This window comes from Micromonospora sp. NPDC057141 (genome assembly GCF_042670805.1).
In the GTDB taxonomy this organism is placed as follows: Bacteria; Actinomycetota; Actinomycetes; order Mycobacteriales; family Micromonosporaceae; genus Micromonospora.
In genome coordinates, this window is the sequence record NZ_JBHUVA010000008.1 from 80244 (window position 1) to 92734 (window position 12491).

At 71.9% G+C, this 12491-nt stretch carries 13 protein-coding genes; 6 read left to right on the top strand and 7 right to left on the bottom strand.

Features of this window, described 5'->3' with window-relative positions; all coding sequences use genetic code 11:
- Positions 1–133 precede the first annotated feature (133 nt).
- Positions 134–922 (top strand): prepilin peptidase, encoded by a 789-nt coding sequence (locus ACFT41_RS08075; RefSeq protein WP_377583364.1) that lies wholly within the window; start codon positions 134–136, stop codon positions 920–922.
- Between the two features lie 129 nt (positions 923–1051).
- Here the strand turns inward: ACFT41_RS08075 and ACFT41_RS08080 are convergent, their stop codons facing one another.
- Positions 1052–1663 (bottom strand): phosphatase PAP2 family protein, encoded by a 612-nt coding sequence (locus tag ACFT41_RS08080; RefSeq protein WP_377583366.1) that lies wholly within the window; start codon positions 1661–1663, stop codon positions 1052–1054.
- 80 nt (positions 1664–1743) lie between these two features.
- The gene (locus tag ACFT41_RS08085; RefSeq protein ID WP_377583368.1) at positions 1744–2235 is read right to left on the bottom strand and encodes a hypothetical protein; all 492 of its coding nucleotides are present in this window, start codon (positions 2233–2235) and stop codon (positions 1744–1746) included.
- Positions 2236–2430: 195 nt separating this feature from the next.
- Here ACFT41_RS08085 and ACFT41_RS08090 point away from each other — a divergent pair, with 195 nt between their 5' ends.
- On the top strand, positions 2431–3255 hold the full coding sequence (locus ACFT41_RS08090; RefSeq protein WP_377583370.1) for an SAM-dependent methyltransferase: 825 nt from the start codon (positions 2431–2433) through the stop codon (positions 3253–3255).
- A 69-nt stretch (positions 3256–3324) separates the two neighbouring features.
- Here ACFT41_RS08090 and ACFT41_RS08095 read toward each other — a convergent pair whose 3' ends face one another.
- On the bottom strand, positions 3325–3582 hold the full coding sequence (locus ACFT41_RS08095) for a hypothetical protein (RefSeq protein WP_377583372.1): 258 nt from the start codon (positions 3580–3582) through the stop codon (positions 3325–3327).
- A 227-nt stretch (positions 3583–3809) separates the two neighbouring features.
- Here ACFT41_RS08095 and ACFT41_RS08100 point away from each other — a divergent pair, with 227 nt between their 5' ends.
- Both ACFT41_RS08100 and ACFT41_RS08105 read left to right on the top strand, forming a co-directional pair.
- Complete coding sequence (locus tag ACFT41_RS08100; RefSeq protein WP_377583374.1) at positions 3810–4349, top strand: hypothetical protein; 540 nt, start codon at positions 3810–3812, stop codon at positions 4347–4349.
- Between the two features lie 222 nt (positions 4350–4571).
- A complete protein-coding gene (locus ACFT41_RS08105) occupies positions 4572–5480 on the top strand; it encodes a hypothetical protein (protein WP_377583376.1) in 909 nt (302 codons plus the stop codon).
- A 38-nt stretch (positions 5481–5518) separates the two neighbouring features.
- Here ACFT41_RS08105 and ACFT41_RS08110 read toward each other — a convergent pair whose 3' ends face one another.
- Entirely contained in the window at positions 5519–7141 is a 1623-nt protein-coding gene (locus ACFT41_RS08110; RefSeq protein WP_377583378.1) for a serine/threonine protein kinase, read from the bottom strand.
- Positions 7142–7366: 225 nt separating this feature from the next.
- Positions 7367–7759, bottom strand: a complete 393-nt coding sequence (locus tag ACFT41_RS08115; protein ID WP_377583380.1) for a helix-turn-helix domain-containing protein — start codon at positions 7757–7759, stop codon at positions 7367–7369.
- Positions 7760–7916: 157 nt separating this feature from the next.
- Here ACFT41_RS08115 and ACFT41_RS08120 point away from each other — a divergent pair, with 157 nt between their 5' ends.
- A complete protein-coding gene (locus tag ACFT41_RS08120; RefSeq protein WP_377583382.1) occupies positions 7917–8132 on the top strand; it encodes a helix-turn-helix domain-containing protein in 216 nt (71 codons plus the stop codon).
- Between the two features lie 1469 nt (positions 8133–9601).
- Positions 9602–10129 (top strand): DUF6244 family protein, encoded by a 528-nt coding sequence (locus tag ACFT41_RS08125; RefSeq protein WP_377582930.1) that lies wholly within the window; start codon positions 9602–9604, stop codon positions 10127–10129.
- A 226-nt stretch (positions 10130–10355) separates the two neighbouring features.
- On the opposite strand, the gene ACFT41_RS08130 is transcribed toward ACFT41_RS08125, so the two are convergent.
- Positions 10356–10625 (bottom strand): hypothetical protein, encoded by a 270-nt coding sequence (locus ACFT41_RS08130; RefSeq protein WP_377582928.1) that lies wholly within the window; start codon positions 10623–10625, stop codon positions 10356–10358.
- Between the two features lie 113 nt (positions 10626–10738).
- Positions 10739–12457 (bottom strand): arginine--tRNA ligase, encoded by a 1719-nt coding sequence (gene argS / locus ACFT41_RS08135; protein ID WP_377582926.1) that lies wholly within the window; start codon positions 12455–12457, stop codon positions 10739–10741.
- Positions 12458–12491 lie beyond the last annotated feature (34 nt).

Genomic DNA, 12491 nt, shown 5'->3' on the forward strand with positions numbered 1-12491 from the left:
GGGCACCCCACCCGGCTGGCGGCCCGGCGGAACGGCCAGCCGCCGGATTCCGCACCATCCGCTACACGGCGGCCAACCGAGAACTACTCACCGTATCGCCCCGACCAGGGGTGCCCGGGCCTCGGACCCGGGTATGACCGGGGAACGGCTCCGGCAGCCGCCCGTCCCGGCCCCCACGCCGCCCACTCCGGAGCGGCCTTCCCGCGTACGCCTGACGGCCCTCCTGGCCGGCACGCCGCTGCTCCGCCTCGCCGTCGCCCGCTACGCCGTACCACCGGGGGAGCCGGACCGGGTTGCCTGCCCGCGCTGCGGCACGCTGTTCGGCCTCGCCCGGCCCTGGCCTGCGCTGGGCCCGACGGCGCGCTGCGGCGGCTGCCGGGCCCGGGTCGGCGCACCGGCCGGCACGGTCGAGCTGGCCGCGCTCGCGGCGCTGGCGGCGCTCGTGGCGGTGCCCGGCGCGCCGGCCGAGCGGGCGGCTTTCGCCTGGTGGCTCTGCTGCGCGGTGCCCCTGACCCTGATCGACGCGGCCGTGCACCGGCTGCCCGACCGGCTCACCTGGCCGGCCGCGGCCGGAGTCCTGGCGCTCCACGGCGTGGCCGCCGCGACCTCGGCGGGGGCCGGCCCCTGGCTGCGCGCCGCCGTCGCCGGGGCCGGGCTGGCGCTGGCCTTCGCCGCCACCACCCTGCTGCTCGGGCGGCGCGGCTTCGGCCTCGGCGACGCCAAGCTGGCGCTCGGGGTGGGCGCGCTGCTCGGTTGGTACGGCTGGCCCGTGCTCGTCCTCGGCCTGCTGGTGACGTTCACGCTGTCCGCGCTGACCAGCCTGGCGCTGCTGCTGGCGCGCCGGGTCCGCTGGTCCAGCCACCTGCCGTTCGGCCCGTTCCTCGCCCTCGGCACGGTCGCTGCCCTGCTGCTCACCCGCTGACCGTCCCGCCTTGCCGGCTCCCCGCGCGCTCGCGGTTCCCTACCTGCGCCGGCTCCCCCCGCGCTCGCCGCCTGCGCGCCGCCGTGCTTGCTCGGCTCGTGAGAAGGGGACCCTTCTATGCCGTAGGAGTCAACAAGGGGCCCCGCCTTTCACTGGGCGGGCCAGGCGGCGCAGGCGCTCAGCCGCCGGCCGGGCCAGTAGCGGGGCGCCGACGCCGGTGACCAGCGCGCCGAGCAGCAGGCCGGCGAGCACGTCGTGCGGGTAGTGCACCCCGACGAAGACGCGGGAGAACGCGGCGAGCCCGGCCAGCGGGATCGCGTACCAGGCGAGTCGGGGCGAGAGCAGCACGATCGCCGCCGCCAGCGCCCCGGCGATCGTGGAATGGTTGCTCGGGAAGGACCAGTCGCCGACGGGCGGGCACCGTTCGGCGAGGATCAACAGGTCGGTCGGGATGCGGCAGGGCCGGTCCTGGTCCACGACGGTTTTGAGCAGCTCGCTGCCGCCGTACGCGAGGACCGCGGTGACCGGCGCGGCCACGGCGAGGGCCAGGTTGCGCGGCCCCGCGCCCAGCCTGGGCAGGGCGACCGCCACGAGGAGCAGCCCGAGCAGGACGATCGACCACTCGGTGAAGTGCGCGACGAACCACTGGACCGGCTCGGGCGTGCCGTCCGCGAAGCCGACGACATCATGGTACAGATCAACGCTGAACGGTGGAATCGGCGACAAACCAGCATTGATCATGACTTACTCTACCAAAAGTTCATCTGCTGTTTACCCGACCCGCGCTGGGGAAGCGCATACGGTAGAGAAGGGTCCCCTGCTTACGCCTGAGGCGAGCCCAGGTGGGGCACGGGCTGCTGCACCACGCCGGACATCCGCTCGACGACGTCCTCCAGCGCCTCGAAGGCGTACGCCCAGTTGTGGCACTTGAAACTGCGCAGCCCGTCGATCGGAGTCCGGCAGTCGACGCAGTGCACCCCGGGGATCGCGTCCGGGACCTCGGTGTTGACGTACCGGCGCTCGCCGAGGATCACCCGGGCGATCATCGCGGGGTCGTGCACCCCGTGCAGGGCCGATGAGACGATGTCCAGCCAGTTCATCCGCCGGCCGCACTTCGGGCAGTCGGGCTCGTCGCCGCTGACCCACAGCGGTGCGCCGATGCTGCGCGCCGGCATGCCGAGCAGCTTCTCGATCCGGCGTACGTCGTGCTCCGGGGTGACCCAGCGGTGTCGGCCGGGCAGCGAGGCCGGTGAGTCGTACACGGCGCGGAACAGGACCGGATCGACCTCGACGGTCTCCCGCTGACGGGTCATGGCGACCTCCTCGACCTCGCGACGCCGGCCCGGCCGACGCCCGCAGCCCACCGTCGCCCGGGTGGCCGACGGACACAACCAGATCAACGACACGGCGGGTCTGCGGGCAGTCGCGCGGGGTGCTAGACATTCAGGGCGCGCTCACCGCGGGCTGCCGCGCAGTCGGGGCGCAGACCCGCTCCCGTGGAGGACACCGTGACCAGCGAGCCGGCACCGACCGCGACGGCCTTCGCCCCGACGACCCCCGCTGCGGGCGTCGGGACCAGGCCGAACGTCGCCCGGATGTACGACTACTACCTCGGCGGCTGCCACAACTTCGCCGTCGACCGGGCTGCCGCCCGCCAGGTCCTGGAGATATTCCCCGACACCGGCGTCGCCGCCCAGACCAACCGCGCGTTCCTGCGCCGCGCCGTGCGGTACGCCGCCGAGCAGGGCGTACGGCAGTTCCTCGACATCGGCGCGGGGCTGCCCACCCAGGGCAACGTGCACGAGGTGGTGCAGTCCGTGGCCCCCGACTCCCGGGTCGTCTACGTCGACCACGACGAGGTCGCCGTCGCGTACGCCCGGGGGCTGCTCGGCGACGCGGCCCGCACGGTCGTCGTCGAGGGCGACGTGCGTCGGCCCGACGAGCTGCTGGCCCACCCCGGCGTGACGGCGGCGATCGACTTCACCCGGCCGGTCGCGGTGCTCCTGGTGGCGGTGCTGCACTTCGTGCCCGACGCAGAGGACCCGTACGTGGCCGTCGCCCGGCTGCGCGACGCCACCGCCCCCGGCAGCCAGCTGCTGTTGTCCCACCTGACCCTCGACGGCGCCCCGCCGCTGCCCGCCCAGCAGGGGCGGGCCGTCTACCAGCAGAGCACCGCCCCGCTGGTGCCCCGCACCCGCGCCGACATCCTGCGCTTCTTCGACGGGTACGAGCTGGTGGAGCCGGGTCTGGCCTGGCTGGCCGACTGGCGTCCGGACGGCGAGCCGCAGGCGGGGGTGTCGCACGGCTTCGGCGGGGTGGGCGTACGCCGCTGAGCCGCCCGGTCCGGCTGGAGCGCAGGTGTCGGGTGGGGCCCGGCTCGTCGTCGGGCCCCACCCGGGCTCTCACAGTTCGCGGGGGCAGGTGGTGCGGTTCGTGGTGGAGTAGGCGGTGCGGATGCCGTACTCGAAGTCCTCGAGGCAGTTGCCGTACACGAGCATTCCGACCTGCACGGTCCTGCTGGCGTCCGAGTAGTAGACGATGGTGATGCTCTCGTTGTCCTTCGGATACGGGATGGCCTGGGCCGGGCTGGCCACCACCGCCGTGGTGCCGGCGACCGTCAGCAGGGTGGCCACGACGGCGTTCCGCACGAGCTTCTTCACTGAGGCGCCTCTCGATCGAGCAGGTTGGATGCGTCGATGATAGTCGTCGGTCGATCAATGGCACAGGTGCTCCGGCCTGTGCGACGCCGTTGCCCCGTCAGGGCGCCTACCGACCGGTCCTGGTACGGCGACGGCGGCTATCGTGCGGGCATGCCCAGGAAGGTCGAGCCGGTGACCGGGCCGCCGGCCGCCGCAGGACACGGAGGGGGCGAGGTGGACCGGGTGCCATGAGCGACGCAGACGACGAAGCACCGCTGGTCGCGGCCCTGTCCGACCGGCTCGCCGCCCTCACCTTCGTCGACCTCACCACTGAGCGGGTCACCGAACTCATCGTCGACACGGTCGCCGGCTGGGGCGCGGCCCGGGGTTGGCGGGTCTACCGACGGGCGGCCAGCGTCGTGCCGCTGCCGCCGCCGATGTCCGGGCAGCAGTCGGTCGTGGACGTGGCCTGCGCCCGGCCGGCCGCGCCGCCGGTGGTGATCGAGGTCGACCACACCGACCGACGCCGTACGGTCGAGAAGCTCCTCGCCGAAGCCGCCGCCGGGCGGGTGCCGATCTGGGTGCGGTGGGGCTCCCGTGGCTTCGCCGCACCACCGGAGCCGGTGCGGATGGTCACCCTTCCTGTCACCGCACGGCGCGGGGAGGCGGGCGTACGCCTGCATTCCCGCCAGCCGACGCGGCAGCTCCCGCCGCCGCCGGCGCACCACGCCGAGCCGGTCACGACCGGCCCGCCGGCACCCCTGTTCGACCCCACGGGCGTGAGCTGAGGCGGCGGCGCCGGGCCGGGGCCGCCGGTGGCGGGCCGCCCCGCACGTGGATCCGTCCGGCCCGGCGGGCGCGTGTGTCCAGCGCTGAAGCGCTTCCTGCGCACCGGATCGGTCGTTGGTGAAAGAAGGTGGAACCGTCGACGCCCGGGTGTGCCGTCCGAGCCCCCGGACCGGTGGTGTCGGCGGGCGACACCGGGGCGGCCTGCCGGACGGAGAGTTGACATGGTGCGTCAGGTCCACCGCACGAGGCAGAGCGTCTGCCTCACGACACTGATCGCGTGCGGCGTGCTGCTCGCCGGATGCGACGGGCAGACCGGCGAGGGGCCCGGGGATTCGGGGCCGTCTCCGACGGCCACCCGGGACCCGCGACCGCTGAAGCCGGAGGGCCTGATCGGCAACTGGACGCTCGCCGACGTCGACGAGCCCGGCGCCGGCACGGTGCTGCGCCTCGCCCCCCAGGAGTTGGACGTGGTCGGCAGCCGGTGCGGCACCCTGGGCGGAGCCTGGCGGGCCGACCCCGACGGTCTCTTCCTGGCGAGCATCCACTCCGCCTTCACCTATGCCGTCGAGGGCATCCCGGGCTGCGCGAGGGCCAGCCAGGACACCCCCGACTGGCTGCGGCGCGTGACGGCGTACCGCTTCGACGACGGGGGACGGCCCGTGCTCCTGGACGACCTGGCGCAGCCGGTCGCCCGGCTGATCCCCGGCGCCACACCGACCGCCGGGCCGGACATGTTGGACTCCGCGCTTGCGCCGCCGGTGGTCACCGACGAGGCCCGGCGGGACCTCGCAGCGACCCCCGCCCTGCCGGCGACGCTGACTCCCGTCGACCCGCACCGGCTGGCCCGTCACTGGGTGCCGGTCAGCGGGCACCGGGCGGCGTACGTGAAGTTCACCGCGGGCGGCGGGTGGCACGGCTCTGACGGCTGCAACGACAGCAGAGGCCGGTGGCTCACCGCGCCGGGCGGCGCGCTGCTCGCCACCGTCGGGGCCGTCACGCTGGTGGGCTGCGAAAGTGTGCCGGTGGACCACTGGCTCTCGACGGCCCGGCGGGCCGGCTTCGACGGCGCGGACCTGGTGCTGCTCGACGTCCGGGGCAGGGAGACGGGTCGGCTACGCGCCACCGGCTGAGGACATCCGGGCGCATTGGGCAGCGTTGCGTCCCCGGGTCAGGCCGCGCCTCGGTCGACCAGGCTGAACGTGGTGCCGATCGGGGCGTCGCCGAGAAGCTCCACGTAAATCTCCTTCTGGCTCGGGCTCCACTGCACCATCCCGTACTTCTCGCTGGCGATGGAGTAGGAGGGGCGCCCCTTGTCGTCCTTGCCCTCGAGGGTGAGCCCGAACAGGGTGGCATCGGTCGGGTGGCACTCGGCTCCCACCAGCGACGCGTACCCCGCAGAATCGATCTTGACGCCGAGGCACGGTTGGTGTGCGATGTCCGGGTTCAATGATTTGATCATGTAGTCGACGCCGACCGGTTCGAGCACGAAGAGGGCGTCCCGGCCGGTTCCGTCGCCGACGTGGACCTTGCCGTCGTACGGCAGCGAAAGGTCGCGGTCGATCTCCACGACGTGCAGCAGGATGCGCCGCTGGCCGGCCAACATTGCCCGGGTGCGGTCGGCCTCGGCGGACGACGGCGACCCGGTCGGCGTACCCGATCCGGGTGCCGGCGCGGTAGAAGCCGGCCCGGTCGTCCCCGGCCCGCCGGCCGCTGTCGATCCGGTGGGGCCCGGGTCGGAGCGGCCCAGCAGTCGCGGGCCGAACAGGAAGGCAGCCGCCAGCACCGCGACCACCGCCACGGTCGCGCCCAACCCGGTGAGCCAACCACGCCTGCTTGAGCCCGTGCGGCCGGCCGTCCCCAGCCCCGGCGGCATCGACCGCCCGCCCTGGTCGCCGCCGGCCGCCGGCAGCGCACCCGACGCTGAAGCCCCACCGGGGGTCTGGACGCCCCCCGAGGCCACCCCGACCCCCGGGCCCGCTGCGGTCAGCAACCCGTCGAGCAGTTCCCGGGCGGTGGGCCGGGCGACGGGGTCCTTCTCGAGCGCCCGGGAGACCAACTCCCGCAGCGGCCCGCCGAGTCCGGCCAGGTCCGGCGGTTGGGTGAGGATCCGCATCGCGATGGAGGTGGCAGAGTCACCCCCGAACGGGTTGCGGCCGGTCGCTGCATGGGCGACCAGGGCGCCCCACGCGAAGATGTCCGCAGCCGGACCGACCGGCCGGCCGGACGAGGTGTCGAACCGCTCCGGAGCCATGTACGAGACGGTCCCGACCATCTGGTTGGTCCGGGTGTGCTGGCTCGTCGCCTCGAACGCGCGGGCGATGCCGAAGTCGATGACCTTGATCCCGCCCGGTGCGACCAGGACGTTCGCCGGCTTCAGGTCCCGGTGGATCACCCCGGCGCCGTGGATCGCGGTGAGCGCGGTGGCCACCCCGACCGCGATGCTGTGCAGTTGCGCCGCCCCCAGCGGCCCCTGTTCCCGCAGCACCTGGGCCAGGCTGGGCCCCTCGACGTACTCCACCACCAGGTACGGCGGGTCGTGGCCCGGGTCGGCGTCCAGGACCTCGGCGGTGCAGAACGGCGGGACCTGGCGGGCCCGGTTGACCTCACTGCGGAACCGGGCCCGGAACTCGTCGTCGTGCGAGAGCTCCGGGCGGACCACCTTGACCGCCACCCGCCGCCCCTGCGGCGACCTGGCGAGGAAGACACTGCCCATGCCACCGTCGCCGAGCCGGCCGAGCAGGTCGTAATCGCCGAGTCGGGTCGGGTCGCCGGGACGCAGCCCGTCGTTCACGCCGGATGCCCGCAGGCCGCGACCAATTCGCGAACCGTTCTGCCAACCACCCGTTCCCCTTAGATCACTCGGACGCCGCCCGCAGCCTATCGTTCGCCGACCCGGCCCCGTCGATGCCGCCCGCGGCCGGGTGAGCCGCAGCGATGGAGATCCGCGGGACTTGATGCCGCAGGCGACCGGCGCGCCGGTGGACGCCGTCGCTGAGGCCCGGAAGGCTGGACGCTCTCAGGCCCGACGGCTGCGATTGGCCTGCTCGAAGATGTCGAGCAGCTCCAACATCGTCTTGCGCTGCTGTGCGGTGTAGAGCGGGTCCCGCAGGATCGCCTCGCGGGCGCTCACCCGGGGCTCGCCTTCCTCGCCAGGGTGGGCGGCCGGCGGAGCCGGCGTGCGACCGGCGAGCCGGTGCGCCTCGGTGGGGTCGATGTCGAGGGCGTCGGCGAGGGCGTTGACGACGCGGGCGGTGGGTGGCCGCTTGCCGGCCTGGAGGCGGTCGACCGTTGTACGGGCGACGCCGGTGCGGGCGCGCAGCTCCTCGTCTGTCCACCCGCGTGTGTCCTGTTCGGTGCGTACGCGCCACCAGAAGTCGTACGCCACGCCCCTTTCAGGCCCCTGAGTCACGTGCATGTTGTAGCACGACTGCACGATCCGGACACAGGCTCGACCAGGTCGGCGCTTTCCGCCCTCTTCCTTCTCGTATCGTCTTGCAGCGTTAACGTGCGCGGTCTATCATCGATGGCGCGCGGATGTGCTGCGATTCGATGCAAGGTGGCTGCTGGTGACGGAGCTGGACCCGGACCGCTTCCTGACCGTCCAAGAGGTTGCGGACGTCCTTCGGGTCTCCCGGTGGAGCGTCGGGCGCTACATTGAGGCCGGCGCGTTGGAGGCGATCAAGGGTGACGGGCCCAACGGCAGCGTCCGCATCCCACTGCGGAGCCTCCACGCCTACATCGAAGCCCGCACCGTCGGCAGCCCGGAAGCCAAGACGCGATGACCCGCTCTCATGGTCGGGGGTTTGCTCTGCGTCGTGCCCAATCGTTGGGCGGCCATGTTGTTCACAGTCAGATGTTTTCGCACGTCAGCGCGCATTTATTGGAGTGCCGCGTCGTTATTGCACGGTCCTCGTTGGATGCTGAGAATGGTGCGGGGCCGGCATGCGCCGGCCCCGCACCAGGGGCGGCTACCTCTGATCGTTGAACTTTGCGAGCGTGGCGATCAGGTGTAGCAGATGGGCGGTGGCCCTGGCTGCGTCAGCAGGGCCACCGCTTCCGTCGGCATCCAGCGCTATTGCTGCAAGCTCGAATGCGGCGGCCAACGCCTCCACTGCCCGGACCGTGCCGTCTCGGGGCGCTGGCTGCCTCCCGGGACGAGCGGGGCTTGTTTCGTTGGGGCCGTCAGGCCCGTCTTCTTCAATCACCGGTGACCTGAAGAAGGTCTACGCACTCCCCTCGCGTTCGACTCAACGCTCAGCAGGGGCGGGAGTGACGGACGTTGTGGCGGAAAGGCAGCCGCAGTCGCAGGAACGGTGAGTGGCCGTGACTGTTGCCTCACGGTCTTGCCGCACAGTTTGTGCGTCGACATCGGGCCGGATCCTGCTTCTCGCCTCTACAAAACGTCTCATATTGCCTGTAGCGGACATGCTTATTGAAAAGCAGCGGCGTGCCTATCGCTGGTTGCAATTTGCAGGATGCAAAGCCGTGTGACGTTTCGCACGATCGGAACAGCGTGCAGTGGCGGCGACCTGGGCGGAGTTGGGCTGTCGGAGTCGTGACCTTCGCCCGCAGGTGGCTGGCGTCCGGCCATCGATCGTGGCCGGTGCTGCGCGGGCGTCCCGGTGGTTTCAGTAGTCGGACGCCGTCTCTGCCATCGATCGGAAAGTCGGCCACGTCTGCCCTCGGCTGATCCAGACGGTGGCAGGCCGCTCCCGCGACAACACGCCGCCGGCGTTCGGGTCGCATGTGGTGAAGAGCCGACCACCGCGCTCAGTCGGCCGGATGTCACTCTCGACCCCCAAGAGCCCAGCACGCGTACGGCCCCTGGCGGCACCAAGCCCGGCCCTGGCCGGCGGCGACCTACCGCGCGCCTGCTGCCATCACCGAGCGGGGTGCTCGCTGCTGCTCGCACACCAAGGCCCAGAATCCGACAATGCTCGCGCAGGGGGCGGCGATGTGAAGTGATGACGGGCTATTTTCCCAGCTCAACGGTGGGCCGCCTGGGACCTGCTGTGCTGTCCAACCGCGTTCGCGCTGTTTCACGCAAGAGGTGCGCGGCGAGCCGTGGTGAACGGCGGGTGGTCGAGGCCGAAGTCCAGGATTCGCGTCGTGAATCCGTCCACGTCGGGAACATGCGAGCACCCGCGGAGCACCCGCTGGCCCACCGATGGGGGTTCTGGTGGTCGCGGGGACGTCCCGGTAGTTTCGGTGGTCGAACGCCGTTTCTGTCTTCGATCGGAAAGTCGGCTCCGTGTCGCACATCGAGAAGATCACCGGTGAGTTGCGTGCGCTGACGGCGGGCGTCGAGCGCGCGCAGGGTCTGGTCGCTGCTGCCCGCAACCAGGCGCAGGAGGTGGCGCTGCGGGCGGCGGGTGCCGGCTTCGCCGCGGTGGCGGCGGGAATGACCCGGGCCGGCAGCGCCATCGCGGAGATCCAGGGCGGCCTGGGCAGCCTTTCCGGATCGCTCGGGGAGGCGACGAAGGCCACTGCGGCCGTGCCGCACGAAGCCACCCCTGAGGAGACGATCGCCGGGCTGACTCCCGTGCAGGCCGCTGTGGACAGCGTGCGCGATGCTACGACCGGTGCCATCACCCAGGTCGGTGAGACACAGCAACTCGTCGCCATGATCCTCCAGGGTGGGCAGCCCGGTCCGCTGCTCCAGGCCCTGGACGGCGTCAAACAGGTCCTGGTTTTGGTAGTCCAGCGCACTGGCGCTGCCCGGCAGCACGTCGAAGCGGCGATCGCCGAGGCACGACAGCTCGGATCCTCGGGCGGGTAGCCCCGGCGCATTGCTGCGCCGGGGCCCCCTCAGAACCGTGCGTGCGACTTTCGCCGCACACGGCTAAAGCAAGCCCCGAGGGTCGGTCTTCACTTGCCCATCGCGGCGACCTTCGTAGCGGACCCCTGCGGCCTGTTCCATCCCGTGCAGGGAAATATTGAGCAACAGCGGACTGATCACCCCGCCTTGAGGTGTTCCCTCGTCGGTCGGGGCGAATCGACCTTGGTCAACCACACCGGCCCGCAGCCACCGCGGCGATCCGCGCCCGCGCCGGGAAGGTACCCAGCGCTGCCAGAAGGTGATCGTGGTTGATGCGGTCGAACGCCGCCGCCAAGTCCGCGTCGAGGGAAGCCTCGTCATCACCCCGTCCCCACGCGGTTGGCTGCTGACCGCGACCCTTGCCACCGCCCGGCTCCCAGGCGGTGGCCGGGTCGGACCATGGGCACCCGAGGTCTTCCGGCTCAGCGACGAGATCCTCGGCACCAACTTCGGCCACCTCGTACCGCCATTCGACACCAGGCCCAGCGCCTGTCTGCCGGAAGCACGGCTCAAACCCGAGCTGGCAAGCAGGTAGGCGGGCCGTGTACGGGAGTGGTCCGGGGGTGGTGGCTACATGCGGTCCGGGGTGGCGATGCCCAGCAGGTACAGGCCTCGGTGCAGGACCCGGGCGGTGAGGTCGCACAGGGCCAGCCGGCTGTCGCGCACCTCGCCGGCGGCGCGCAGGACCGGGCAGTGCTCGTAGAAGCCACTGAAGGTGGCCGCGAGGGTGTGCAGGTAGCCGGCGAGCCGGTGGAACTCCAGGGTCTGCTCGACGCCGGTGACGACGGCGCCGAAGTTGACGAGTTCGAGGGCGAGGGCGTGCTCGGCCGGGTGCGTGATCGAGATCGACGCCGCCGTGAGCTGCTCGATCCCGGCGCGGCGGAAGATGGACCGGATCCGGGCATGGGCGTACTGGAGGTACGGGGCGGTGTTGCCGTCGAGGGAGAGCATCCGCTGCCAGTCGAAGACGTAGTCCTTGATCCGGTCGGTGGACAGGTCGGCGTACTTGATGGCGCCGATGCCGACCGCGCGGGCGACGTCGGCGATGGCCGCCTCGGACAGGTCGGGGTTCTTCTGGCGGGCCAGCTCGGCGGCCCTGGTCACGGCCTCGTCGAGCAGTCCGACGAGCTTGATCGATCCGCCGGCCCGGCTGCGTAGCATCCTGCCGTCCGAGCCGAGGATCGAGCCGAAGCCGATGTGTTCGGCCACTGCGGGAGGGCTCAGCCACCCGGCCTGCCGGGCGACCGCGTACACCATCTCGAAGTGCTGACGTTGCGGCAGGCCCACCACGTAGAGCAGCCGGGTCGCGCCGAGGTCCCGGGTCCGGTGCCGGATCGCCGCGAGGTCGGTGGCCGCGTAGCCGTATCCGCCGTCGCGCTTGCGCACGATGACCGGCAACGGCTGCCCGTCGCGGCCGGTGAAGCCTTCCGGGAAGACGCAGGCTGCGTCATCGCTGTCCCGCAGCAACCCGAGCCGGTCCAGTTCCTCGGTCACCGGGGCGAGCATGTCGTTGTAGTAGCTCTCACCGTAGAAGTCCTTCTCGGTGAGCAGGACGCCGAGCTGGTCGTAGACGGTCAGGAAGTACTTCTCCGACTCGGCGACCAGCAGCCGCCACAACCGCAGGGTCAACTCGTCGCCGCCCTGTAGGGCGACGACCCGACGCCGGGCCCGTTCCTTGAACGTGTCGTCGGCGTCGAACTTCGCCCTGGCCGCCTTGTAGAACGAGTCCAGGTCACCGACGGACAGCTCGTGGGCGGCCTCCGACTCGCCCAGGTCGAGCAGGTGCTCGATGAGCATCCCGAAGGGGGTCCCCCAGTCGCCCAGGTGGTTGGCCTTGAACACCCGGTGACCGAGCCACTCCAGCAGCCGCACGGCGGCGTCGCCGATGACGGTCGACCGGAGGTGCCCGACGTGCATCTCCTTGGCGACGTTCGGCGCCGAGTAGTCGACGACCACCGTCTGGGGCTCGGCGCTCACCGCGACGCCGAGCCGGGGGTCCGTGGCCATCCTCGACAGCAGCGCGCCGAGGGCCGGGTCGGCGACCGTCAGGTTGATGAACCCCGGGCCGGACACCTCCACGGCCGAGCAGAGGTCCGCCAGCTCCACCCGGTCGAGGACCTCGGTGGCGATGTCCCGGGGCGGGCGGCCGAGCCGACGCGCCAGGGCAAAGGCGGCGTCGGACTGGTAGTCGGCGTGCTGCGACCGCCGCACGACCGGGTCGACCGGCCCGCCGGCCACGGCCGAGAACGCCTGCGCCAGCCGGTCGGCCAGCAACAATTCAAGATCCATGAAGGTACGCCAATCTCGCTCCGATCCGCCTCAA

Coding starts and splice junctions, on each gene's coding strand:
- ACFT41_RS08075 (WP_377583364.1), top strand. CDS start 134: ATGACCGGGGAACGGCTCCGGCAGCCGCCCGTCCCGGCCCCCACGCCG.
- ACFT41_RS08080 (WP_377583366.1), bottom strand. CDS start 1,663: ATGATCAATGCTGGTTTGTCGCCGATTCCACCGTTCAGCGTTGATCTG.
- ACFT41_RS08085 (WP_377583368.1), bottom strand. CDS start 2,235: ATGACCCGTCAGCGGGAGACCGTCGAGGTCGATCCGGTCCTGTTCCGC.
- ACFT41_RS08100 (WP_377583374.1), top strand. CDS start 3,810: ATGAGCGACGCAGACGACGAAGCACCGCTGGTCGCGGCCCTGTCCGAC.
- ACFT41_RS08105 (WP_377583376.1), top strand. CDS start 4,572: ATGGTGCGTCAGGTCCACCGCACGAGGCAGAGCGTCTGCCTCACGACA.
- argS (WP_377582926.1), bottom strand. CDS start 12,457: ATGGATCTTGAATTGTTGCTGGCCGACCGGCTGGCGCAGGCGTTCTCG.